Here is a 25,987-nt window from a genome sequence, read left to right as displayed (position 1 = left end):
TCTTATGAATCATATTTATCTTGTACGGCCTCCACCACTGCGTGTAGCACCGCCTCCGCCGCCACCTGATGAACGAGTGGCACCACCGCCACTGTTAAAGCTTCCGCTCGATTGTGATCGCATCGTTGGTTGCGATGAACGAACCGGTTCGCTAGAACGTGTTCTTGAAGGTTGATAAGTATCTCTACTTGTACTTCTTGTCGCTGGGTTTGATTGTTGTACTCTTGTTGAACTTGTAGAACGTGTTCTGCCTACATTACCATTTGAGTTGTTGTAATTATCAGAACGTGTTGAACGTGTTCTGCCAACACCATTATTATAATCACCTCTGTTGGTATTGCTTGAACCGATACGTGTTCTTCCTGCTCTGGTATCATTTGGATTATTGCTTGATGCAGAAGAACGTGTTCTTCCAACACTGCTAATTCTACCGTTCGCATCTCTAGAGACGACAGCATTCGAACGTGTACGTCCAGTAGTTCTTCCACCATCACTGTAACGCGTACCTGATCTCGAACGTGTGTTGTAGTTATCACGGTAAGGTGAACGTGCTGCTAAGTCACGTGATCTGTGGTTACCCCAGTATCCGCCACCATAACCACCACCCCAGTAGCCGCCGCCCCAATATCCATTACCCCAATATCCACCGTAGCCGCCGCCCCAGCCCCATCCTGGGTACCATGGATTGTAACCCCAGCCAGAACCATAGCCGAAACCAAAACCTAGGCCAATGGACCATCTGCCACCTCCAAAACCATTACCATATCCAAAACCAAATGAAGGACCATAAAAGCCTCCGTATCCCATTCCCATACCATACCAAGGATCAAAGAATGGATCAAAGTAAGTCATACCTGGTGAAGAATAATAAAATCGATTAATTCGATTCGCATATTCCAAGTCTTCGTATTTTCCTTCTTCATATTCTGCATCAGAATATTCATCACTATAATATCCGTTATCTTGGACTTGATCAGCTTCACTTTCATCCGCATAGTAGTAATCCGGACTTTGATAAGCTGGTCTTGCCTGGGCATTATTATTATAGACATCATCACTATGAGTGATTGGTCTGCTAGTAGTACAAGATCCCAGCGTAAGGGCTCCTGAAATCACAATAGCGCCGAGTAAAAAACTATTTTTTTTCATAATATACTAAGTCGTTATGTTCGACAATACAGTCTAATTTACTATCTTAGACCCAAATTTCAGATAAGGGTTTAATCGTGTTCTCAAAAATAATAAATATTTATTTTTAAAACTTATATTCCTTTATTAGACGGAATTCTTAATCACAATGTTACAATAATTTTTGAATTAATAATATGGGTAAAGGTATAACAAGTCGTGAAGAAGACTATTCGCAATGGTATAATGACCTTGTGATCAAGGCTGACTTGGCAGAATACGCTGCTGTGAGAGGTTGTATGGTTATAAAGCCATATGGATATGCTATTTGGGAGCGTATGCAAGCGGTTTTGGATAAAAAGTTTAAAGATACTGGTCACAGTAATGCTTATTTTCCTTTGTTCATCCCCAAGTCATTTTTCTCGAAAGAAGCATCACACGTAGAAGGTTTTGCAACAGAGTGTGCAGTAGTGACACATTACCGTTTAAAAAATGATGGTAACGGAAATATTATTGTTGATGAAGATGCTAAATTGGAAGAAGAATTAATCGTTAGACCAACATCTGAAACGATTATTTGGAATACTTACCGTGGCTGGATTGAATCTTACCGGGATCTTCCAATTTTAGTGAACCAGTGGGCTAACGTTGTTCGTTGGGAAATGCGTACCAGATTATTTTTGCGTACTACTGAATTCTTGTGGCAAGAAGGCCATACCGCGCATGCAACTCAGGAAGAAGCAATTGAAGAGACCGAAAAGATGCTTCATGTATATGGTGACTTTGTTGAAAAATATTTGGGCGTGCCGGTTATACGCGGTCGTAAGACTGAAAACGAGCGTTTTGCGGGAGCGATAGACACGTATTGTATTGAAGCATTGATGCAGGACGGTAAAGCTCTGCAGGCAGGTACTTCACATTTTCTTGGTCAAAATTTTGCTAAAGCTTTTGATGTGAAATTTACTTCTAAAGAAGGTAAATTAGAGCATGTATGGGCAACTTCATGGGGTGTTTCGACGCGTTTGATGGGAGCTCTGGTTATGGCACACTCGGACGATCAAGGTCTGGTATTGCCTCCAATGTTGGCGCCAATCCAAGTTGTTGTTGTTCCAATCTTTAAAACAGCAGAAGAGAAGCAAGCAATTGATAATTTTATCGATGCTTTGTCTGGCGAATTGAAAAGTAAAAATATTTCAGTGAAATATGACGATCGTGATACGCAAAGACCTGGATTCAAGTTTGCAGAATGGGAATTAAAAGGTGTACCATTGCGCTTAGCTATTGGAGCACGTGATATGCAAAATGGAACTGCTGAATTAGCAAGACGTGATACACAGACCAAAGAGACTGTTGAACAAGCTGGATTAGCAGATAGAATCGAAGGTTTATTGACTGAAATTCAGGAAAACATTTTTAAAAAGGCTTTGGATTACAGAGATTCTCATATTACTGAAGTAAATTCATATGATGAGTTTAAAGAAGTTTTGGAAACGAAAGCTGGTTTTATATCTTGTCACTGGGATGGCACTGTGGAGACAGAAAAACTAGTGAAAGAAGAAACAAAAGCGACTATTCGTTGCGTGCCTTTAGACGCAAAAGAGGAAGCTGGTATTTGTATTTTTACAGGTAAGCCTTCGACAAAACGTGTTTTATTCGCAAAAGCGTATTAATTTATAATCAATCACTCATGCGTTATCTCATATTAGGTTGTGGATGGGTAGGAGAGTTTGTCGCTAATTTATGGTTGAAAGAAGGACATGAAGTCTGGGCATCTACCACTACAGCAGAAAAATACCATCGGTTAATAACCGATGGTATTTTTGCATTTAAGCAAAATTTCGACGAACCACTAACTCCTGCTATTAATTTGCCAAAAGAATTTGATTATATCTTGGTGAGTGTTCCTGCAACAAATAAATCAACAATAGAAGACCTGACTAAAAGGTTCCTTCGAGTAAGTAACTTTCTATCCAGTTTACAATATAGTAAAATAATATTTTTAAGCTCAATTGGAATATATCCCGATGTTTCGAAAGAAATAGATGAGGATAGTTTTGAAGAAGATGAACTGCAGTCCAAATTACTGCTTGCTGAAAAATCTATTGGTGTATTCCCAAATACGCATATTTACCGTCTAGGAGGCCTGTTTGGTCAAAATCGCATTTTTGCTAAATATTTTCAGCAGAAAGAATGCACTACGGGTGGACAGCCTGCCAATTTTATTCATTTGGAAGATGTTGCGTCGCTGATAAGTGAGGGTTTTGCAAAGCCTTTAAACAATAAAATCTACAACGTGGTATGTCCTCATCATCCATTAAAGCAAGATGTTGTCGAAGCATCAGCACAGAAATACGGTTTTGATTTACCAACTGCTTTTAATAATAGTGATTCATTTCAGAAAATAGTAAAGTCAAATCGTTTGCAAAATGACTTGAATTATACTTTTAAATATGAATCTCCGTTAGATTTTTAATAAATTTACTTTTTCAGAATTAATATAAATATTAAATAATATGGCATATAAATTTGCAACTAAAGCGATTCATGCTGGTCAACAGTCGGACCCTACAACGGGTGCAGTGATGACTCCTATATATCAGACTTCTACTTATCAACAGGCTTCTCCAGGCGAGCATAAAGGTTACGAGTATTCAAGAGGAACAAATCCTACACGGAAAGCTTTAGAAGACTGTTTAGCTGCTTTAGAAAATGGTCAGCATGGTTTAGCCTTTTCAAGCGGTATGGCCGCCACGGATTGTGTTTTGCGTCTATTGAAACCAGGAGACGAAGTAGTTACGGGAGACGATTTATATGGTGGTTCCTACCGTATTTTTACTAAAGTTTATGAAGCCTATGGAATCACTTTTAAATTTGTAAATACTTCAGATCCTGATGCTGTACGGGAAGCGATAACGGACAAAACGAAGTTAATCTGGGTAGAAACTCCGACTAATCCGACATTGAAAATTGCGGATGTTGCGGCTATTGGCCAGGTTGCTAAGGAAAAAAAAGTGCTTTACGTAGTTGATAATACTTTTGCTTCTCCATACCTACAAAATCCTTTGGACCTTGGTGCTGATATTGTTATGCACTCAGCTACCAAATATATTAATGGTCATTCGGATGTGGTTATGGGGGCACTAGTTATGAATTCAGACGAGTTATACAAACAATTATTCTTTTTTTATAATGCCGTAGGCGGAACTCCTGGACCACAGGATTCATTTTTAGCGCTTCGTGGTATCAAGACATTACATTTACGTATGGAGGCACATTGTGCTAATGGACGTAAAGTTGCTGAATATCTTAGGAATCATCCAAAAGTGGAAAAAATTTATTGGCCAGGATTTGAAGATCATCCTGGACATGATATTGCTAAAAAGCAAATGCGTGATTTCGGCGGTATGATATCTATTGTTTTAAAAGGTGCTGATCTAAACGAAACATTTCGCATTTCTTCGCAATTTAAAGTGTTTACACTTGCTGAGTCACTAGGAGGAGTGGAGTCTCTGATTAATCATCCAGCAACAATGACCCATGGATCTATTCCAAAAGAAATACGTGAGAAAGTAGGTGTGGTCGATAATTTGATCCGAATCTCAGTTGGGATCGAGGATGCTGATGATTTGATTGCTGATCTGGAACAAGCGTTAGTTTAATAATAGATTAAAAAGTTTTAGCCGTCAGTTCCTCCTGATAATTTTATCGGGAGGAACTGATGGTTTTTATTTAAATAGATGGCAGATTTTAATCTTAAGGATTTTTTGGATAAAAAAGTCGAACAGTATAATCAACCCAATTTCATTCCGAATGATCCGATTTGTATTCCACATCGTTTTCAAAAGAAAGAGGATGTGGAAATCATGGGGTTTATAGCTGCAATATTAGCTTGGGGGCAACGGAAGACCATCATTAATAAATGCACAGAGTTGATAGAACGTATGGATGGAAGTCCACATGATTTCATCATGAATCATCAGGAGGTTGATTTAAAGCAGTTGCTCGGATTTAAGCATCGTACTTTTAACGATACCGATCTTCTGTATTTTATTCAGTTTTTTCGTTATCATTATAATCATTTTTCCTCTTTGGAAGATGCATTTTTAATTGGACAGGAAAATACGGGTACAGTTGTACTAGAGAAGTGTTTAGATGAGTTTAAAAATTACTTTTTTTCTCTTCCTGATTATCCATTAAGAACGAGAAAGCATATTAGTTCTCCAATACAGAAATCTACTGTTAAAAGGATCAATATGTTTCTGCGCTGGATGGTACGTCATGATGATAAAGGAGTAGATTTTGGAATTTGGAGCCGTTTAAATCAGAAGGATCTTATTTGTCCCTGTGATCTTCATGTCGAACGTGTCGCTCGTAAATTTGGATTAATAACTTTGGATCAGGTAAACTGGAAAACAGCGATGCAGCTTACTGAAAATTTGAGAAAGTTAGATCCATTGGATCCGGTTAAATATGATTTTGCTTTATTTGGCCTAGGAGTAGAACGTGAGTTGTAAAACAGATCAGATGTTTCTTTAATCAACTGATCTGTTTTATAATTCCGAGCTTATAGCTATGCGTTAAGCGGTATAATATTTTTTAATTAATGTAATAAATTGCTGTAAAACGGGATGTTGACTTTTGTTGTCATAAGCTAATATCACCTCTGTCTGAATATCCTGTTCTTTTAAAGCATGAAATTCTAATGGCAATTCGGTATTCTGTTTTGCAACCGAAGTTGGAACAAATGCGATACCTAATCCATTCGCTACCAATTCTAATATGGAATGCATGGTGTTACATTCGTGTACAATTTGTGGATGGAAACCGATCCGGTTTGCACAGGCTATGATCTGATTGTGGTAATCATCAGCATAACTTGAATTGTACGAAATAAAATCTTCTTGCATTAAAGTAAGTGCATGAATGTCCTTACCCCACTTTTTAGGCGTTGCTAAGCAAAAGGAATCTTTAAACAAAGAATACACCTGAAGATTAGTTGTAAAGATAGGTGCTCGTAGTATTCCTAAATCAAGTTTCCCATTTTCTAATGCCGTTTTTTGTTTCTGAGAAGAGGTCTCATACAGATAGACATGTAAGTAGGGGAAATCATTTTTGATTTGTTTCAATATCTTAGCCAGCATTTTCTTTGGGGTCGAACTAATGTAACCGAGTCTGAAATCTCCTGAAATAGCCTGATGTAATTGTTTGGTCATGAGCTTAGCCTTTTCCAGCTGCTGCATCAGTTGATCACATTCCTGTAAAAAATAGCGTCCTGCATTTGTTAATTCAACACGCTTATTATTTCGGTAAAATAAAATGACCCCTAATTCTTTTTCCAGATCTTTAATCTGACGGGTTAAGGGCGGTTGAGAGATATGCAATTTTTCTGCCGCACGACCGAAGTGTAACTCCGTTGCCACTGCTTTAAAATAATGTAAATGTCTTAATTCCATCGATACTTGAAAGGTATTAATAATTGCCTAAAATAGTATTTTTAAAGTATTATTCAATGTTTTAGATTTGAAAATATTAAAAATTAGAAAGATGGAATATAAATCAACGCTAAAAGAAATTGAAGAACGGTTTGACCAGGATGTAGCACGGTTTTCAAATCTTGACACAGGACAGCAGACGACTTTAGATGCCTTGTTTAATATGGAACTGATTACTGATGGTATTGTCGCTGTGTATCCGGAATTAAATCACGTGCTAGATATTGGTTGTGGCGCTGGTAATTACCCTGTTAAATTAGCGCAAAAGATGTCCGATTTTGACTGTACTTTGGTTGACTTAAGCCAGCCGATGTTGGAAAAAGCACAAGAACGTGTACAAGAAGTCATAACTGGACAGGTTCAGATATTAAAAGGTGACTTTAGAACTGCCGAGCTAAAAGAAAATCATTATGACGTTATTATTGCAACGGCGGTTTTGCATCATCTCCGTGATGACCAAGATTGGGAGCATGCATTTAAAAAACTGTATAGCTTACTCAAAGAGGGCGGGAGTATCTGGATTTTTGATCTGGTGATTCATGATCATGATGCCATTCAAAAATTGATTTATGATAATTACTATGGTAGATACCTTACGGGTTTGAAAGACGGAACTTATCGTGACCATGTTTTTGCTTATATCGAGCATGAAGATACACCGCGGAGTTTAACTTATCAGCTTGATTTGCTTAAAAAAGTAGGATTCAATTCTGTTGATGTACTCCATAAAAAATTGAATTTTGCCTCTTTTGTAGCTTTTAAATCTCGAACTACAGCATCTTAAGAAGCATAGTTGATTCATTTTAAAAGACGATAAATTTTAGTTTGCAAATATCACGTTAGTAAGCTGCTGTTTAATAGGAAATATACTTATATATACCTTATACTAAGGTACTATTTTTTGGTGATATTCTAAAGGGATAATAGAGGGTTTCTAGAGGTAAAACACTATAAACCCTCTATTAAAGCTCAGTTAAATCCGATGAAAATCTTACTGCATATTGAACGAGTATTAGCTGAAGTGCAAATCAGTCTTTTACATATTCATAAGAGGATGCAGATTTTGTTAAAAAATTATTATTTGTGACGATGACTGCCTATCCGCCAAATGATTTTCGTACTTTTATAAGCTATTTTAAATAACATATAATATTAGGAGAAAGCTTTGGATTTTTTAGCAGGATTGAACCCTTCTCAAAGAGGAGCTGTAGAACAAACTGATGGACCAGTAATGATAGTTGCTGGGGCTGGATCAGGAAAAACACGTGTCATTACTTATCGCGTTGCCCATTTAATACAAAAAGGAGTAGATCCTTTCAATATATTAGTTTTAACTTTTACTAATAAAGCCGCAAAAGAAATGCGTAATCGTATTATGTCGGTGGTTGGTGCTGAGGCTAAAAATATTTGGATGGGAACATTTCACTCCGTATTTGCCAAGATTTTGCGTGTAGAAGCTGAATTGATCGGATACCCGCGTAATTTTACGATTTACGATACGGATGATACGAAAAGTTTACTACGTTCCATTTTGAAAGAAATGAACTTAGATGACAAACTTTATAATGTCAATCATGTGTATGGGCGTATTTCTCAAGCGAAAAATAATCTCATATCGCCACAGGAGTATAATAAAAATGAAGCACTAAAAGCGGAAGATATTTCTAACGGGAGAGGTCAGTTAGGAGAAATCTATATGACGTATGCGCAACGTTGTTATCGTGCAGGGGCTATGGATTTTGATGATTTGTTGTTCAAAACCAACGTTTTGTTGAATAAGCATCCTGAAGTGCTGCATAAATACCAGCATCAGTTTAAATACTTGATGGTTGATGAGTATCAAGATACCAACTTTTCACAGTACTTAATCGTTAAGCGATTAGCTGCTGTTAATGAGAATATTTGTGTAGTTGGTGATGATGCACAGAGTATTTATGCTTTCCGTGGTGCAAATATTCAGAATATCTTGAATTTCCAAAAGGATTATCCTGCAGTAAAGGTTTTTAAATTAGAGCAAAATTACCGTTCAACTCAAATGATTGTTAACGCCGCGAATTCGGTTATTGCTAACAATCAAAATCAGTTGGAAAAGAATGTCTTTTCTGATAATGAAGAAGGAGAGAAGATAAAAGTTTCACGTGCATTTTCAGATAATGAGGAAGGCAAAATTGTTGCGGAATTAATTTCGCAAGAAAAGTCATTAAAATCGTATAATTATAAAGATTTTGCTATTCTTTATCGCACCAATGCGCAATCTAGAGCAATGGAGGAAGCTTTAAGAAAAATAAATATCCCTTATAAAATATATGGTGGTACTTCTTTTTATCAACGAAAAGAAATTAAAGATTTAATTGCATATTTTAGACTTACTTTTAATCCAAACGATGAAGAGGCGTTGAAACGTGTGATCAATTATCCTCGTCGTGGTATTGGTGATACCACGGTTGAGAAAATCGTGATCGCCGCAGATCAACATCAATACCGTCTTTGGGATATTGTAGCGAATGCTCAAATGTTTATGGACGGACGTAGTGCCGCTTCTGTTGGAGGATTTGGTCAAATGATCTTGAGTTTTCAAGCGCTGGCAAAAACTAATAGTGCTTTTGATACGGCAATGCATATAGCACAGCATTCAGGTATATTAAAGGAACTATATGAAGATAAGTCTGTTGAGGGATTGACACGGTACGAACATATACAGGAATTGCTCAATGGTATTAAAGAGTTTTCCGAACGCGAGGATATTGAGGAACGTGGGTTAGACATTTATATGCAGGATATTGCTTTGCTGACCAATGATGATAACGATAAAGATCCAGATGCGGATACGGTTTCAATGATGACGATACACTCGTCTAAAGGTTTAGAATTTCCTGTCGTATTCATCGTTGGCTTAGAGGAAAATTTATTTCCATCTCAGTTGGCACTTAATTCAAGGACTGAACTGGAGGAAGAAAGAAGATTATTTTACGTTGCAGTTACCAGAGCTGAAAAAAAATTATTACTTTCGTACGCAACTTCTAGATATCGATGGGGAACACTTAATAACTGTGAACCAAGCAGATTCTTGGATGAACTGAATCCATCTTGTTTGGATCTGGATTTTAAACCAAGACAAAGTTCTTCTGCAGAATCTGGAAGTTTCCAAGGTGAGCGTATTGCCTGGCAGCAAAAAGAGACGGATAGTTTTTCGAAACCTAAGCCGAAACCTTTTAAAACTACCTCGATATTACCCAAAGCGCATACACCTTCCGCTGGTTTTACTCCATCCGACACAAATAGTTTGCAGGTTGGCATGGAAGTGGAACACGAAAGATTTGGTTTCGGAAAGGTTGTTAACCTCGAAGGATCAAAGGGAGAAGTAAAAGCAACTATTTTCTTTAAAGACTTGGGACAGAAACAATTGTTGCTTAAATTTGCAAAACTGAGAATTATTCAATAATTTAATACCAAAGTACAGAATACAACGTTGTATTGGTACTGAAATTCACTATATGAACTTTGACTACAACAGCACAAGACCGAAGCTAATCCTAGCTGAATACGGTAGGAATGTGCAAAATATGGTAAACTATATTTGTGATTTACCTACAAAAGAAGAAAGAAATAAGTATGCTCAAGTTGTCATTGATATGATGGGGGTGTTAAATCCTCATTTACGCGACGTGGCAGATTTTAAGCATAAATTGTGGGATCACTTGCAAATTATTTCTGATTTCCAGATTGACGTGGATTCTCCATATCCTAAAGCAACTCCAGAATTGGTGAAGCATGAGCCAGAATTGTTATCCTATCCGCAGCATAATATCAAGTACAAGCATTATGGTTTTACAGTGGAGAAAATGATTAATAAGGCAATTTCCATTACGGATGAAGAAAAACGTCAAAAAATGGCGCTTTCAATTGCCAATTTCATGAAGATGGCGTATACAACATGGAATAAAGATGCGGTAGCAGACGAATTTATTATTCAAGATTTAGCAGAATTGTCAAGTAAGGTATTGCAATTGCCAGAAGGTACAGTTTTGACCAAACAAGATTTCAAAAGTGCGCCTCCGGGAAATAGAGTTAAAGGAAATAATCCGACACAAACTACTAATAACAATTCCGGGCATTCTAATAATAACCATAGTCGGAGCAACAACAATAATAACTCAAATAACAGAAGACCTTCGGGAACAAATTCGTTCCAAAAACGAAGCAATTCAGGTGGCGGAAGTAGTAACAATAACAATAGACGTCCTTACCAAAATAATAATAACAGCAATAATAATAGCAATAGTAACAGCGGTTATAAGAGAGGATAATTGTTAATACTTTAAGTATGATATAAGGCAATTGTGAAGTGATTTATATTTCTTTTCAATTGCTTTTTTTCTTATAACATCAAAGGAAAATATAAAAAGATATAGGTGTACGCATGAATGCATTTGAAATCAATGGCGGGAAGCCATTAAAAGGAGAGATTATTCCTCAGGGAGCGAAAAATGAAGCATTACAGATTTTATCTGCAGTATTGTTGACTGAAGAACCCATCACAATTAGTAATGTTCCAAACATTAAGGATGTCAATAAATTAATAGATCTCTTAATAGCATTAGGTGTACGTGTCAATCGTATTGATGAGGATACTTATGTTTTTGAAGCTAAGGATATCAATATAGATTATTTCCAATCGTCAGAATTTAAAGAAAAAGGAGGAAGCTTAAGAGGTTCTATTATGATTGTAGGACCCTTATTAGCACGTTTCGGGAAGGCAGCTATTCCAAAACCCGGAGGCGATAAAATTGGTCGTCGTCGTTTGGATACTCACTTTTTGGGTTTTGAAAAATTGGGAGCCAAGTTTATCTACGATTCGGAAAATCATTTCTTTAATGTCGATGCTACTCAATTAAAGGGAGCTTACATCTTGTTAGATGAAGCATCTGTTACAGGTACTGCTAATATTGTTATGGCGGCAGTATTGGCTAAAGGTAAAACTGAAATCTATAATGCAGCTTGTGAGCCTTATTTGCAACAGTTATGCAAAATGTTGAATCGTATGGGAGCTAATATCTCCGGTATTGGTTCAAATTTGCTCACGATAGAAGGTGTGGAGCGTTTGGGTGGAACAACACACCGTATGTTGCCAGATATGATTGAAATTGGCTCTTTCATCGGATTAGCAGCTATGACTGGTTCTGAAATTACCATTAAGGATGTCTGTTACAAAGAATTGGGGATTATTCCTACCGTATTCCAACGTTTAGGAATTAAAATGGAGTTGCGTGGTGATGATCTTTTTATTCCAGCGCAGGATTCATACGAAATAGATACATTTATTGATGGTTCAATTTTAACGATATCAGATTCACCTTGGCCAGGATTTACACCAGATTTATTAAGTATTGTTTTGGTTGTGGCAACACAAGCAAAGGGAAATGTCTTGATACACCAAAAAATGTTTGAAAGCCGTCTTTTCTTTGTTGATAAACTGATTGATATGGGGGCTCAGATCATACTTTGTGATCCACACCGTGCAACTGTAATCGGATTGAATAAAATGTATCCTTTACGTGGAATTGAAATGACTTCACCTGATATCCGTGCAGGCGTATCTTTATTGATCGCAGCATTATCTGCAAAAGGTACTTCAACTATTCATAATATCGAGCAAATAGAGCGTGGTTACCAGAATATCGAAGAGCGATTAAAGAAATTAGGCGCTGATATTCGTCGCGTTGATGTTGCTCCTAAAGGACACTAAAACATGTTATTGTCATAATTTGATATTGTATAGTATTTTAGTAGATTTTATTTAGATCTTATAATATCTTTGGTTAATCAAGTGTTTAAACATATAAAATAGATTAAGTTAGTTATGAAAAAATTATTAGTATTACCTGCTATCGCAGCTGTTATTATGTCTTCTTGTGCTGGAAATCCAGAAGGAAAAAAAGCGGAAGTGCAAGATTCTGTTGCGACAGAACAAATTGCTACTCCAGCTGGAGAGGTGTTTAATGTAGATGCAACACAGTCAAAAGTTGTATGGACCGGAACGAAAGTGACAGGTGCACATACAGGTACGATTGCGATTAAATCAGGTTCATTAAATGTGAATAATGGTGTGTTAACCGGTGGTACGTTCACATTGGATTTGAATACAATTAGTTCTACAGATCTTGAAGGAGAGTACAAAGAGAAATTAGATGGCCATTTAAAAGCGGCGGATTTCTTTGATGTTGCTAAATTTCCTGAAGCTACATTTGTTGTGACTAAAGCGGAAGCTGGTGCTACAGCACAAGATGTGAAAATTTCTGGTAATTTAACAATCAAAGGTATTAATAAAAATATCTCATTTGATGCTAAAGTAATTGAATCAACTGCTACAACAATCAAAACAGAAGCTGATTTTAACATCGTTCGTGCTGATTGGGGCGTAAGTTATGAAGGTAAAAAAGATGATTTAATTTCTGCTGAGATAAACTTTAAGGTTTCTCTAGTAGCGACTAAATAAGCTCATCAGAATAATTATTATAAAAAAAGGGGAGTGATACACATGTATCACTCCCTTTTTTTATAATAACAGATCTTGTATATAACAAAATCTGTTATTTCTTAAGCGACATCTCGTAAGTCAACTGCAACAACACGTGATACACCTTGTTCTACCATGGTAACTCCATAGATGATGTCTGTGCTCGCAATTGTTTTTTTGTTGTGAGAAACCACTATAAATTGTGAGTTCTTAGAAAAATCACGAATGATATTATTGAATTTATCAATGTTAGTATCATCTAATGGTGCATCTACCTCATCAAAAATACAGAATGGTGCAGGCTTCGAAAGATACAGTGAGAATAGAAGTGCTGTTGAGGTGAGGGTTTTCTCTCCTCCTGATAGTTGATTGATCGACAATGGTCTTTTTCCTTTAGGACGCGCAATAATATCAATATCCGAATCTAACGGTTTAGATGGGTCTGTAAGGATTAAATCACAGCTATCTTCTTCGTTAAATAGGGAGCGGAAAACTTTGATGAAATTATCACGAACACTATTGAACGTAAACATAAATTGTACCTCTGCAGTATCATCAATCTCTTTAATGGTTGCCATTAAAGATTCTTTTGCCTCCAATAGATCTGATTTTTCTTTATTGATGAAGTTATAACGTTCATTCATCTCATCGAAAGCCTCTTTGGCCATAAGATTGATTGAACCGTACTCATTCAATTGTTTTTTGAGTTTCGTACACTTGGCGACAAGTACATCTTGATCTTCTGTGATTGTTGGCGTTTCTTCTTGTTCTAATAGATCTTTTAATTCAATATTAAACTCTGCAGAAAGGCGTTCTTTTAAAGTATTAAGATCAATCTGAAGTGCTGTTTTCTTATCTTTTATTTCAGAAATTAGGAGATCATCTTGTTCTTTTGATCGACGGTATTGTATAATTTGCTCTTCTAACTCATTTATTTGTTTACGAACACCATAGTAGCTCTTTTCTAATTCTTCTAAACCTTTTTCCAGTGCATCCTTCTGCGTATACATTTCCACCAGATCTTGGTCTTCTTCATCTACAAATTGGGCTGTATTTTTTAAAGATAACTGTACTTCTTCGAGATCTTTTGTATTACGTTCGATACGAGATTGAAAATCCTCCTGCTGCGTTTCGCGGAATTCGAGATCTTTATTGATGTTTGAAACTTTATTCTGTTGCTGATGGTATCCGAGATTTCCTTGATTGTAACTTGCGGATTTTTCAGTTAAAATCTCTGAAATTTCATTAAATCTGTCCTGAAATTCTTGAAGATCACCTACCTGCTGCTCACGTTCGTTTTTGAAATCTTGAATTTGAGGTTCGACAATTAGTAAATCATTTTCAATAGCTATTATTTTATCTTGAATATCCTTCTTGCGGTTTAGTGCATTAGTAATGAAGGTTTGATATTGTTCTTGTTTTGTTTTGACAGATATCAATTCATTATTTAGACGGTTTAGTTGAAAACGAAGCTCATCAATCATTTCCTTTTGGGAATTAGACTGTAATGCTGCTAAACGTCCGGATTCGTCGGCTATTTGATCCTGTAGCTTATTGATGTTTTCATTAAGAGCTTTGATTTCCTTTGCTAAGATTTCGATGTTTTTAGCGCGTCCGATTCGTTTACCTTCAAATAATCCCACAGAACCACCTGATAGACCTAACCTGTTTTTCGAAAATTTACCATTTTTCTGCAAAATAACAATATCTCCCTCGGGCAATGGTAATTCAAGTTCATGGTCGCGTTCTCGTTGCAAAATATAGACATTTTGTAATAAAACTTCGCAAAGAGGCTTGAATTTGTCATCAACAGTAATAACATTCAAAGCTGGAGTTAAGATATCATCATTAATCGATGAAGATGTCTTTATGGATGGGATGGCATCCAATATGAAGAAATTTGCACGACCACGTGCAGCATCGCTTAAAAGATTAATTGCCTGTACCGCATCTTGCTGTGTTTCCACGACATAGTGATTCATGATCGATTCCAGGTAATTTTCAATAGCTACGCGGTAGTCTTCCTCGCAAAAAAGAACATCTGAAAATAATGGCGGTTGTTTTTTCCAACCTGCATTCTTCTTTAGAAATCGGATTGAATCAGGAAAGCCTTCTAAATTATCAATTAAGGATTTAGTTAAGTTATATTCATTCTGTTTCGCATCTGCTAACCTTGACTCTTTATTTAATTCGTCCTTAAGGGTATTTATATTTGCTGTATGATTTTGAATTTGCGATTGCAATTCTTCTTCCATCTGTATGGCGGTCTCATACTGTTGTTGCTGCGTTTCTACACGGCCCTCTAATTCAGCTACAGTAATATTAAATTGATTTAACTCAGCTTCTTTGGATTCAGTATCTGTTACCGTTCGGATGGATTCTTGTAATAAAGCTTCTTTTTGAATATTTAAAACAGCAATATCTTTTTCAAGCTTATAGATATTGTCCTGTAAAGTTGTACTGGCCTTGTTATAGCTGTCTAATTTTCCTTTGGCAGTTTGTTGCTGACCTCTTAGCTCTTCGACTTCAAATTTATCCTTTTCTAGGTTTGTTTGGAAATTATCCAATTGCTGTTGCTCATGAAATAACTCTTCATTTAACCTTTTGATCGTATAAAGAACATGATTGAGTTGTTGATTGTCATTGTTGATTTCAAAATTCAATCTGCTTTCTTTATCCTGAAGATTCTTAAGCTGTTCGTTTTTAACTTTTTTTTCCGACTCGTAATTTCGGATTTTATTAATAAATTCCTGGGTGGCTTTCTGTTGTATGGAAACATTTTTTTCCTGCTCCAGATTGTCTTCTCGGATTTGCTTTAGTGCATTTTCAGCTTTATTAATATGTTCTTGTGCGTCGGTACTCTGCTTGTTTAATTTGGATTCCTGACCTTGGAGACGTTCCAGTTCACTGCTAAAATCGGCAATGCGGTAATAGGCTAAATTGATACTACTCTGGCGGTATTCATCTTTTAAAAGCGTATATTTTTCTGCTTTTTTAGCTTGTCCTTCTAATGATCTTAGATTTTTGGTAATCTCAAACATTAAATCATCTACGCGACTCAAGTCAAGTTCAGTATCTCTTAGCTTATTTAGCGTTTGTTTTTTACGGACTTTATATTTGGATATTCCAGATGCTTCTTCAAATAGATTTCGACGGGAGTTTTCTTTATTATTGATGATTTCATCAATCATTCTCAGTTCGATGATCGAATAAGAATCTGCTCCAACTCCTGTATCTAAAAACAAGTCTGTAATATCTTTTAAGCGACATTTTACATCGTTTAATCGGTATTCACTATCACCGTTTCTAAACAGCTTACGTGTCACAGTGACTGTTGTAAATGCTGTTGGAAGTACGTTTTTATTATTGTCAAAAGTGAGCGAAACTTCTGCCAGGTTTGCCGCTTTACGATTTTTCGTCCCATTAAAAATGATGTTTTCCATTTTTTCTGAACGGAGCATACGTGTACTCTGCTCTCCCAAAACCCAACGTATCGCATCGACGACATTTGATTTGCCACAACCATTTGGGCCCACAATTGCGGTGACGCCTTCATTAAAATTGATTGTAATCTTATCGCCGAAGCTTTTGAATCCTTTTATTTCTAGTTTAGTTAACTGCATTTATACTACAATTTTTCTGCATTAAATAGGAAACGAAATTAAGAAATAAGTTCAACTTATTTGCACGATTTTGGGATTCGGGAGCAGAAGTTTAGCTAACTCTTTGGTTATGTCTGACAATCAAAATTGCTAATAGTAAACTATTAGCAATTTCCGGTTTCACTGTCGCAGCTAGGTCCTTCATTATCATTCATGATAATAACTGTTTTAGCATCTTCATATGCTTGACGGAGTGTCTGTTCAAACATTTCTAAAGGTTGTGCTCCAGCAATACCAAACTTTTGATTAAATACGAAAAATGGAACGCCACGTAAACCTAGATTTACACCTTCTTGAATATCCTGAGTGACTTCGTAAGTAAAACGATCAGAAAACAGCATTTCTTGGACTTCTTTTTTGTCCATCCCCACTTCCGCGGCTAGGTTTACTAATATATTGGTATCATTAACGTCTACTCCTTCACTGAAATGGGCTTTTAGTAGGCGTTCTTTTAAAATATTACCAAGACCATGTTCTTGTGCAAAATGTATAAGACGATGTCCATTTAGGGTATTGACAATTAGTGATTTTTCGAAATCAAAATCAATCTCTAGAGATTTTCCTATGGACTGAACCTGTTGCATCATACCTAAAGTTTCTTCCTTAGTTAGACCTTTCGCATTTTTAATGTACTCTACTGCGGGAATACCAGCCGCATCTTGTGGGAATTGCGGGTGTAGTTGATAAGATTTCCAAATAATCTCAACTTCATCACGATGAGGAAATGAAGCTAATGCTTGTTCTAATCTTTTTTTACCAATATAACAAAATGGACAAACGATGTCCGACCAAATTTCTATTTTCATAATGTATGTTTAAGAATCGGGAACTCCTAATAATTGAGTTCCCAAAATATATTTTAGTTGAATTTAATAATGAAATCTTCATGGCTTGGTCTTACTTTCTTTAAGTTAACTAACCAATCGTTTGCTTCATCGCGGTAACCCAGGGCTAAGATTGTAACCGATTTAAGGCCTAATTTGTCTAACTCAAGTAGGGCATCTAACTGTTGGTTGTTAAAACCCTCCATAGGAGTTGCATCAATTTTTTGTTCTGCCGCCGCGGCTACGGCTAATCCAAAACCAATATAAGCCTGACGTGCCGCATGGTTAAATTGCTGTTCTTGGGACAACGCTGATAATTGTGTATAAAGATTGTTTTTATAATCATCTGCAAACCCTATTGGCAATCCTCTTTCTTCCGCCTGTTGCGCAAATGGTGCTTCTACACGTTCTTTAGTATAGGAATCGTAAGCTGCGAATATTAAAATATGTGAACTGTCTACGATTTGGGATTGACCGTAAGCGATAGGTTGAATTTTTGCTTTCAATTCGCGATTTGATATTTCAATTACTCTATAAGGGTGTAGCCCAGAAGAGGTAGGAGCCAAACGAGCAGCTTCTAAAATGTAATCAACTTTTTCTTGTGCTACTGGAGTGCCATTCATCTTTTTTGTGGCATATCTCCATTTTAAATCTTCTAATAAACTCATGTTATTTATTGTGGTGTTTTAATGATATAATAAATCCCTCAATAGCATCTGTTAGGATAGGGGATACTACTTCTGGATCTGTTGCTGTATTTGATATGAATTCGATGGTAATAATACCATGTAAAATAGACCAAAAGGTTTTGAATTTTAAAAATAGATCAATTTGTTCGACTTGATTCTCTTCAATACATTTGGAAATACAATTTAACATGACATCTGATGCGACTTTCATCTCTTTGATACTGTTCACAACTTCGCATTGGGGAATACCCAAACCGAACATAATTTCATAGTATTTCTTATTTTCGAATGCGAATTTCCAGTAAGATGTCGCTAGATGATACAAGTTCAGGTCTGCGGTTCTGCTTGAATCTACAGCAGATGCAAGTTGTGTTGCAAGCAAAGAAAAACCGACTTTTGTAAAATAGGCTACAATAGCATCTTTGTTTTCAAAATGTTTATAAATAACAGGAACACTATATTCAATGGCATCTGCTATTTTTCTAATGGATAGTGCTTGCCAACCTTCCTCCTGTACAATAAGCCAGGATTGTTCAATTATTTGTAACCTAATTTTTTCTAAATCTCGCAATTTCCGCTCTGATACACCCATCTTTAAAACTTTAGTTAACAGTGTTAGCAAAAGTAACAATGATTTTTTTAAATTAAATAGCCTGTAAAATTTAGTACATTTTTATGACAGATTATAATTATTCAATCGTAGAGTTTGTCTAAAAAAGCAATTTGTTATTATTAAGATTTGGCTGCAGTACTGGAGTTAATTAGAGGTTATAATTAGAGGTTATTTTTTTATTTGCTCTTATTTTATAGCTGTTTACAAAATCAAGTAACTCGTTATTTAGCTAAAATTTTCCGCGTAGCATTTGTTTTTGTCTAAAAAAATTAGTACATTTGAAGTTGATGTGAAATTAATTACTATAAGTTTTTTAATTTTTGTCAGTTTTTAAATATAAATCAGTGCTAAAACTTACCAGTTTTACCTTCTCCATACACTATTGATTTTTTTGAAAATTGACCTGATATTTTGATTTATCAATATATTGGTTCTTCTCCACCATTTAGTTTTCTGATCATTTATATTTTTCAGTAGGCTAGCGATTTCAAGATACGGCATCACAGGTTTTATTCAGACGTCTGGCGGTAGAGTCAGCGTATTATTCAGTCACTTTAAATTATACGAAATGTTAGGATTTATTATGAAATTTTTATTAACGGTTATTGTTTCAACTTGGTTAATTATGCAGGGTACTACGGGTAGCTTCTTGAGCATGCCTGTTCTTTTTGCAATATTGTTGTTCGCTTTGTTTATATGGGATTCCATTATTTCTTACCGTAAATCGGAGGAAAGAAAAGAAAACTTACAACATTTGAATGATTTCTTTAAATATAAACAAAGTAAATACCGTGGTTTATAAGAAATGTTTTCTTTTGGTACATCCAATTTAATGCAGTGTTGATTTTTATCCACTGCATTTTTTTATGTCTGTAACTAGAGCGAGTTTAAGAAGGAGTTGACCTCTCCACTGAATTTTTCGGGCTCTTCCAAATTAGGTAAATGACCTGATTCCGTAAATTCAATAAATTTAACGTGGGCAATATTGTCAAGTAAGGTTTTGGTCTGTAGATCTGTGATTAACTTATCTTCTTTCCCTTTGATGACCAATGTGGGCACTGTTATAGTGTTTAACATAGCTGTTGTATCTGTACGGGCCGCTAATGCTAATTGTGTCGCACAAATGTTTTGCAGATCGTTTCGCCGAATGGCACTCTTTATTGTTTCAATCGCTTCTGGGTTTTCAGTTAATGTCTTTTTTGAAAATACTGTTTCAATAAAACCTAATGAAAATGGACGTTTTCCATATTTTAGTAAAGCTTGGATTGAATCAAAACGTTTTTGTTTTGCCATATTGTTATCGGCAAAAGAATGGGTGTCACTTAAAATGAGTCCTTGAAGTGTACTTCCTATTAATTCGTAAGTGCGCAGTGCAATGTAGCCTCCCATCGAAACACCACAAAGTACAACGTTATTTAAATTTAAATGTGTGATGAATTGGATTAAATCCTTTGCAAAAACATCCACACTAAAAAAGCCATGACCTCGCGTGCTGTGTCCGTGTCCTCTAATATCTATTGCTATTCCGATAAATTGTTCGTCTAATTGTTGCATCTGTGCGCGCCACATATTTTTATTGAAAGGGAAACCATGTAAAAAGATAACTGTTTTTTCAGCTTTATCTGTCTTACTAGGTCTTATCATATATGAAATGCTGATGTCGTCAATACGTATTTTGCTGAGTTTCGTTTCTTTTTTGGACATAAGTACGTCTTTGTGAAAAAAATATTAAAAAAATAACCTTTGTAAATGTAATACTATCAATAAGATAATAAAAATATTACTTTTTTTGTCTAAAAAAGTTTAAAAATAGTTTGCAGAATTGAAAAAAGTCCCGATATTTGTATCACCAAACAAAGGGGTATGACTTTAAATAAAAGTCGCTCAAAATGCACTCATGGCTCAATTGGATAGAGCACCTGACTACGGATCAGGAGGTTAGGGGTTCGACTCCCTTTGAGTGCACTACTAGAAAGCTTAGTCATTACGACTAAGCTTTTTTTGTTCCATTCCAAATTATTAAAAGAAGGTTTCATCATATAGTTTAATTGAGGTTAATAGGAATATGACACTCCGTTTAAACTCTTTATTTAACTATCCGCTATTTTTGTTGCTATATTTAAATTTCGCCAAAATGAATTATAAAAGTATTTGTCTGCTTTTTTTACTCTTCACTTTCAAAATAATATCTGCCCAGCAAGCTCATTATCCTGATAAGCCTAATATTCATGGAATGTTATTGATGGGGATAGAGACTATATATGCTGAACATTTACCTATGTTTCATCAGCCACACGACTATCAGATTATTCTGGAGCTTGAATTTTCTAAGGCCGATCTAGAGCAATATCGCACTAGCCGTTTAGCATTTCCTGAAGAATTTGTTTATACGATTGAACCAGAAGTTTTTGTTTTGCCAGAAATGGTTAATCAGACCAAAGTATTTAGGGCAAATGTATATAGAGGTCATTTTGAAAGGGGAGGATTTAAGCTTTTAGATTCGATTTCTCTTAAAATCAAGCAGGTTGTCTATTATAAACAGTTTGATAAAGATAATCCAAGGCCTGTAAATTTGCAGTACATCTTATTCGGAAATATGAAAGAACAATTTCTGAGCCATTTGATCAGTAGAAAACCTGATTTTCATGAGGTTTTGTCTGTTAAGTTATCGGATGTTAAGCAGATGAAAACAGACAAGTCTTATCAGCTGCTCGTTTTGAAGGAAAGGGAGAATCGTGTTCCTTTTTCTTGGAGTAAGTCGAAGGCAATGATTCTGGGTACTAAACGACCGGTTAGTTTTATAAACCACAAACAGCTGTATGTTGAATTTGGTGATTTGGAATAAAGAATATTCCATATTCCTTTTATACGAGTCTTCCTGGTTAAAAGGTTTTTATTTTCTTCTATTTTTAAAATAAGATCTAGTTTATGCGTTGACAGAGGTACAGGTAAAGTATTTCAAATGCAATCAGCATTTTATATAGTAACTGAAAAAATTGCTTAGAGTTTTGGGAAACTTTTTTTAATTATTTTAAGATAATCCTTTCAAAGATGAAATAACTTGAATATGTATAATGGGTGATTTAGGGATTAAAAATTCTTCTTTGGTGGTTCTATATATCGAATTTCGCCGTGTGCGAGCTCTTTATATCTGTTGATTATGATTAAGCATAATTGTATTTGATTGATGATTTTTTATTTTGTTTCATTATCAGTCTATTAGATAAAAATTGAAAAAAAAATTTGGAGGCAGTGCTATTTTGCCTATATTTGCATCACCAAAACGGAAGAACAGCAATGAAGATGACGTAATGGTTGACGCGCTCATGGCTCAATTGGATAGAGCACCTGACTACGGATCAGGAGGTTAGGGGTTCGACTCCCTTTGAGCGCACTATTTGAAAAGCCTAATCAATATAGCGATTAGGCTTTTATTTTTTTACTCTATTACTCTAAATACTACTATGCTAAACCTTGTAATATTTGGCCCTCCGGGGGCAGGAAAGGGAACACAATCGCAGAAGCTTATCGATAAATATCAGTTAGTTCATGTTTCAACAGGTGATATCTTTAGAGCTCATATTCAAAACCAGACAGCTCTAGGTCAACAAGTCAGTCAGATTATTGCTGACGGAAACTTAGTGCCTGATTCGGTTACGATTGCGATGTTGGAAGAGGAGGTGAAGAAAAATCCGGACGCAAAAGGATTTATTTTTGATGGCTTTCCACGTACTGTGGCACAAGCAGAAGCGTTGGACGCATTTTTAACTGGTATTAATTCTTCTATCTCTGTAGTTATAGCTTTAGATGTAAATGAAGATGAATTAAAAACACGCATTGCTAAACGTCAGGAGATTTCTGGCCGTGCGGATGATGCTGCTGATAAATTGGTAAAACGTATTGATGAATATTTTACAAAAACTATTCATGTGTTACCTTATTATGAAGCACAAGGTAAATTGTCCAAAGTAAACGGTATTGGTGATATCGATTTTATTTTTGGAGAATTGACTGCTATTATTGACAATTATTAAATAATAAAGCGGAGACGTTTTAATAACAAATATATTTTATTTCTATGGCGCAAGGTTCTAATTTTGTCGATTATGTGAAGGTGTGTTGTCGATCGGGACACGGAGGATCAGGCTCAGCGCACTTACATCGAGATAAAACAACCATGAAGGGTGGACCCGATGGAGGTGATGGTGGTCGTGGAGGTCATATTATCCTTAAAGGGAATACACAATTATGGACTTTATTGCACCTAAAATATAGGAAGCATATCATTGCTTCCAGTGGTGAATCAGGTAGTTCTGCTACAAGTACGGGTGCCTCAGGGAAGGATGAAATTTTAGAGGTTCCTGTAGGGACAGTGGCTAAAGATGCTGAAACGGGAGAGGTTTTATTTGAAATCACCGAGGATGGAGAGACACAAATTTTAACTCCTGGTGGTAAAGGTGGATTAGGTAACTGGCACTTTAAATCTTCAACTCAGCAGACGCCACGTTTTGCACAACCGGGTTTGCCTGGACAAGAGCGTTGGATTATTCTAGAGTTGAAAGTATTAGCTGACGTAGGATTGGTTGGTTTTCCAAATGCGGGAAAATCTACACTATTATCTGTTGTTTCAGCGGCGAAACCTGAAATTGCGAACTATCCTTTTACTACCTTAGTTCCTAATCTTGGTATCGTGAGTTATCGTGATGGGAAATCTTTTGTAATGGCAGATATTCCTGGTATTATTGAGGGTGCCTCTAAAGGTAAGGGTTTAGGATATCGATTCTTAAGACACATTGAACGAAATTCTGTGTTGCTGTTTATGGTGCCCGCAGATACTGAGCGCACGATAAAGCAGGAATATGATATTTTATTAAATGAGCTTTCAGTTTATAATCCAGAACTTCGTGATAAACCAAAATTATTGGCAATTACTAAGGCTGATATGTTGGATGATGAATTGGAGAGAGAAATGGAAAAAGAAGTTCCGGAAGGATTACCGTATATATTTATATCATCTGTTGCAGGAAAAAATATTTTGCAATTGAAGGATATGATCTGGAAAGCAATCAATTTGTAATTGATTGTTTTTTGGTAGAAAAAGCGATTACATACGATGTAATCGCTTTTTTTATTTTTTAGCTCCTGTATTGAACGGTAGTTTGTAACTTTATTGTCTAAACTAATTACATTATGAATCAAGCAGCACAAAAATATTGTGTAGAATGCGGAGCTATTATTAATGCGAAGGCAGAAATATGTCCATCATGTGGTGTTCGTCAACCGATGTATTATACCCAGCAATCAAATAATCAAAATAGAGATGAGAGGTGGTTAGCCTGTTTATTACTTTGTATTTTTTTAGGACCGTTTGGTGTTTACCGTTTTTATGTAGGTAAGATCGGTACTGGGATTATTCAATTATTGACCTTTGGCGGATGTGGTATCTGGTATATTATTGATCTTGTTATGATTGTCATTGGGAATTTTCGCGATGCATCGGGCAATGTAATTGAAAGTAATTAATAAACACTTCATTATCTTATTAAGATTGGTGATTTTAACGTTATATTTTTGGAATATCACACTATTATAAAAAAAGTCTTTTTACTTTGATGATTTTGTTATACCTTTGTCTCCTGTGAAAATTGAAGTAAATGCTTTCGCAAATGTTGTAAAAAACGATAATTTCGTTATCGTTGAATCAATTGTTAATTGATTATTTAGCCCATTTAGGGCTTTTTTTATACACCAAAACTTCGATAAAGCAAGGAATTAGGAAAAACAATTTTATATTTAATAAATAATGACCAACTACAGCAAATTGCCTGCAATTTTAGTTTTAGAAGACGGAACGGTTTATCACGGAAAAGCAGCGGGAAAAATTGGAACGACTACTGGCGAAATTTGTTTCAATACCGGAACTACAGGTTACCAAGAGATTTTTACCGATCCCTCATATTTCGGACAAATTATGGTAACAACCAATGCCCATATTGGTAACTATGGAATTGATGAAGATGATACTGAATCTGGTAAGATTCAAATCGCAGGATTAGTTTGTAAAAATTATAATATTAACTATAGTCGTAAAATGGCCGACGAATCTATTCAGAGCTATTTTGAAGAGGGAAATTTAGTTGGTATTTCAGATATTGATACGCGATCTTTGGTGCGTCATATCCGTAATAAAGGTGCAATGAATGCTATTATTTCATCTGAAAACTTAGATGTTGAAGCATTAAAAGCTACTTTAGCTACTGTTCCTTCCATGGATGGACTTGAATTATCATCTCAGGTTTCTACAACAGAACCTTATTTTTATGGTAATGAAGATGCTCCTGTACGTGTGGCAGTATTAGATTTAGGTATTAAAAAGAATATTCTTCGCAATTTCTCTCAAAGAGAAGTGTATGCAAAAGTATTCCCTGCTAAAACTACTTTTGCAGAAATGCAAGAATGGAATCCTGCAGGATATTTCATCTCTAATGGTCCTGGTGATCCATCAGCGATGAGTTACGCAATTCAAACGGTAAAAGATATCTTAGCGGCAGACCAACCGATGTTTGGAATCTGTCTTGGACACCAGATATTGGCTTTGGCAAATGATATCCGTACGAAAAAAATGCACAACGGTCACCGTGGTATCAACCATCCGGTTAAGAATATTATTGCTAACCGTTGTGAGATTACCTCACAGAATCATGGCTTTGGTGTTGTTGCAGAAGATATTGAACAGTCAGATAAAGTTGAAGTTACGCACATCAATTTAAATGACCAATCGATTGAAGGTATCCGTGTAATTGGAAAAAATGCGTTCTCGGTACAATATCATCCAGAGTCGTCACCTGGTCCACATGATTCACGTTATTTATTTGATGATTTCATTGAGTTAATTAAAAAATAATCGATTAGTATAAAGATAGGGGTTAGCAATTTGCTAACCTCTTTTTTTGCACTTTATATATTCATTCTTGCCATAAAATTGTGGTTTACGTTTTTTAATAAGCTCAATTTTATTTATATTTGATTATTAAATCAGAATATAATTTTTTAGTGTAAAAA

22 protein-coding genes and 2 tRNA genes are annotated in these 25,987 nt (G+C 35.7%); 17 read left to right on the top strand and 7 right to left on the bottom strand.

Translation table 11 applies throughout. The features are described from left to right. Positions 1 to 15: 15 nt before the first annotated feature. The gene (locus M2265_RS08870; protein WP_132772897.1) at positions 16 to 1,149 is read right to left on the bottom strand and encodes a hypothetical protein; all 1,134 of its coding nucleotides are present in this window, start codon (positions 1,147 to 1,149) and stop codon (positions 16 to 18) included. A 176-nt stretch (positions 1,150 to 1,325) separates the two neighbouring features. On the opposite strand from M2265_RS08870, the gene proS reads away from it, so the two are divergent. The 4 genes from proS (at position 1,326) to M2265_RS08850 (ending at position 5,642) form a co-directional block, all read left to right on the top strand. Then, positions 1,326 to 2,798: a proline--tRNA ligase gene (proS, locus tag M2265_RS08865; protein ID WP_021192306.1), complete on the top strand. Its 1,473-nt coding sequence runs from the start codon at positions 1,326 to 1,328 to the stop codon at positions 2,796 to 2,798. A gap of 17 nt (positions 2,799 to 2,815) precedes the next feature. Continuing rightward, positions 2,816 to 3,601, top strand: a complete 786-nt coding sequence (locus M2265_RS08860; protein ID WP_021192305.1) for a hypothetical protein — start codon at positions 2,816 to 2,818, stop codon at positions 3,599 to 3,601. 40 nt (positions 3,602 to 3,641) lie between these two features. Continuing rightward, the gene (locus tag M2265_RS08855) at positions 3,642 to 4,787 is read left to right on the top strand and encodes a cystathionine gamma-synthase (RefSeq protein WP_132772895.1); all 1,146 of its coding nucleotides are present in this window, start codon (positions 3,642 to 3,644) and stop codon (positions 4,785 to 4,787) included. Positions 4,788 to 4,865: 78 nt separating this feature from the next. Further along, complete coding sequence (locus M2265_RS08850; RefSeq protein ID WP_132772893.1) at positions 4,866 to 5,642, top strand: TIGR02757 family protein; 777 nt, start codon at positions 4,866 to 4,868, stop codon at positions 5,640 to 5,642. 63 nt (positions 5,643 to 5,705) lie between these two features. On the opposite strand, the gene M2265_RS08845 is transcribed toward M2265_RS08850, so the two are convergent. Then, positions 5,706 to 6,581 (bottom strand): LysR family transcriptional regulator, encoded by an 876-nt coding sequence (locus M2265_RS08845; protein WP_132772892.1) that lies wholly within the window; start codon positions 6,579 to 6,581, stop codon positions 5,706 to 5,708. 91 nt (positions 6,582 to 6,672) lie between these two features. On the opposite strand from M2265_RS08845, the gene M2265_RS08840 reads away from it, so the two are divergent. From M2265_RS08840 to M2265_RS08820, 5 genes are all read left to right on the top strand, one after another. Continuing rightward, the gene (locus tag M2265_RS08840; RefSeq protein WP_132772890.1) at positions 6,673 to 7,404 is read left to right on the top strand and encodes a class I SAM-dependent methyltransferase; all 732 of its coding nucleotides are present in this window, start codon (positions 6,673 to 6,675) and stop codon (positions 7,402 to 7,404) included. Positions 7,405 to 7,785: 381 nt separating this feature from the next. Next, the gene (locus M2265_RS08835; RefSeq protein WP_021192302.1) at positions 7,786 to 10,062 is read left to right on the top strand and encodes an ATP-dependent helicase; all 2,277 of its coding nucleotides are present in this window, start codon (positions 7,786 to 7,788) and stop codon (positions 10,060 to 10,062) included. 52 nt (positions 10,063 to 10,114) lie between these two features. Further along, positions 10,115 to 10,927: a DUF4290 domain-containing protein gene (locus M2265_RS08830; protein WP_021192301.1), complete on the top strand. Its 813-nt coding sequence runs from the start codon at positions 10,115 to 10,117 to the stop codon at positions 10,925 to 10,927. Positions 10,928 to 11,040: 113 nt separating this feature from the next. Further along, positions 11,041 to 12,366, top strand: a complete 1,326-nt coding sequence (gene murA / locus M2265_RS08825) for a UDP-N-acetylglucosamine 1-carboxyvinyltransferase (RefSeq protein WP_021192300.1) — start codon at positions 11,041 to 11,043, stop codon at positions 12,364 to 12,366. Positions 12,367 to 12,480: 114 nt separating this feature from the next. Beyond that, positions 12,481 to 13,116 (top strand): YceI family protein, encoded by a 636-nt coding sequence (locus M2265_RS08820; protein WP_132772888.1) that lies wholly within the window; start codon positions 12,481 to 12,483, stop codon positions 13,114 to 13,116. Between the two features lie 101 nt (positions 13,117 to 13,217). On the opposite strand, the gene smc is transcribed toward M2265_RS08820, so the two are convergent. From smc to M2265_RS08800, 4 genes are all read right to left on the bottom strand, one after another. Continuing rightward, positions 13,218 to 16,760: a chromosome segregation protein SMC gene (gene smc / locus M2265_RS08815; protein ID WP_132772886.1), complete on the bottom strand. Its 3,543-nt coding sequence runs from the start codon at positions 16,758 to 16,760 to the stop codon at positions 13,218 to 13,220. A 143-nt stretch (positions 16,761 to 16,903) separates the two neighbouring features. Next, a complete protein-coding gene (locus M2265_RS08810; protein WP_021192298.1) occupies positions 16,904 to 17,605 on the bottom strand; it encodes a DsbA family oxidoreductase in 702 nt (233 codons plus the stop codon). A gap of 53 nt (positions 17,606 to 17,658) precedes the next feature. After that, the gene (locus tag M2265_RS08805; RefSeq protein ID WP_132772884.1) at positions 17,659 to 18,291 is read right to left on the bottom strand and encodes a nitroreductase family protein; all 633 of its coding nucleotides are present in this window, start codon (positions 18,289 to 18,291) and stop codon (positions 17,659 to 17,661) included. Between the two features lies 1 nt (position 18,292). Next, positions 18,293 to 18,904 (bottom strand): TetR/AcrR family transcriptional regulator, encoded by a 612-nt coding sequence (locus M2265_RS08800; protein WP_021192297.1) that lies wholly within the window; start codon positions 18,902 to 18,904, stop codon positions 18,293 to 18,295. 589 nt (positions 18,905 to 19,493) lie between these two features. Here M2265_RS08800 and M2265_RS08795 point away from each other — a divergent pair. Next, on the top strand, positions 19,494 to 19,727 hold the full coding sequence (locus M2265_RS08795) for a hypothetical protein (protein WP_207902501.1): 234 nt from the start codon (positions 19,494 to 19,496) through the stop codon (positions 19,725 to 19,727). Between the two features lie 74 nt (positions 19,728 to 19,801). Here the strand turns inward: M2265_RS08795 and M2265_RS08790 are convergent, their stop codons facing one another. Continuing rightward, positions 19,802 to 20,629 (bottom strand): alpha/beta fold hydrolase, encoded by an 828-nt coding sequence (locus M2265_RS08790; protein ID WP_021192295.1) that lies wholly within the window; start codon positions 20,627 to 20,629, stop codon positions 19,802 to 19,804. 187 nt (positions 20,630 to 20,816) lie between these two features. On the opposite strand from M2265_RS08790, the gene M2265_RS08785 reads away from it, so the two are divergent. The 7 genes from M2265_RS08785 (at position 20,817) to carA (ending at position 25,829) form a co-directional block, all read left to right on the top strand. Beyond that, a tRNA-Arg gene (locus M2265_RS08785) sits at positions 20,817 to 20,890 on the top strand. Positions 20,891 to 21,059: 169 nt separating this feature from the next. Beyond that, complete coding sequence (locus tag M2265_RS08780; RefSeq protein WP_021192294.1) at positions 21,060 to 21,770, top strand: hypothetical protein; 711 nt, start codon at positions 21,060 to 21,062, stop codon at positions 21,768 to 21,770. A 475-nt stretch (positions 21,771 to 22,245) separates the two neighbouring features. After that, a tRNA-Arg gene (locus M2265_RS08775) sits at positions 22,246 to 22,319 on the top strand. 70 nt (positions 22,320 to 22,389) lie between these two features. After that, on the top strand, positions 22,390 to 22,959 hold the full coding sequence (locus M2265_RS08770) for an adenylate kinase (RefSeq protein WP_132772880.1): 570 nt from the start codon (positions 22,390 to 22,392) through the stop codon (positions 22,957 to 22,959). A gap of 44 nt (positions 22,960 to 23,003) precedes the next feature. Continuing rightward, positions 23,004 to 24,002, top strand: a complete 999-nt coding sequence (obgE, locus tag M2265_RS08765) for a GTPase ObgE (protein ID WP_132772878.1) — start codon at positions 23,004 to 23,006, stop codon at positions 24,000 to 24,002. A 113-nt stretch (positions 24,003 to 24,115) separates the two neighbouring features. Continuing rightward, on the top strand, positions 24,116 to 24,448 hold the full coding sequence (locus M2265_RS08760; protein ID WP_132772876.1) for a TM2 domain-containing protein: 333 nt from the start codon (positions 24,116 to 24,118) through the stop codon (positions 24,446 to 24,448). A 280-nt stretch (positions 24,449 to 24,728) separates the two neighbouring features. Continuing rightward, complete coding sequence (gene carA / locus M2265_RS08755; RefSeq protein ID WP_132772874.1) at positions 24,729 to 25,829, top strand: glutamine-hydrolyzing carbamoyl-phosphate synthase small subunit; 1,101 nt, start codon at positions 24,729 to 24,731, stop codon at positions 25,827 to 25,829. Positions 25,830 to 25,987: the final 158 nt, after the last annotated feature.

Origin of the sequence: Sphingobacterium kitahiroshimense (assembly GCF_025961315.1) — a bacterium.
Taxonomy (GTDB): domain Bacteria; phylum Bacteroidota; class Bacteroidia; order Sphingobacteriales; family Sphingobacteriaceae; genus Sphingobacterium; species Sphingobacterium anhuiense.
Note: the sequence above shows the minus strand (reverse complement) of the source record. Positions and strands in the feature narration are given on the sequence as shown.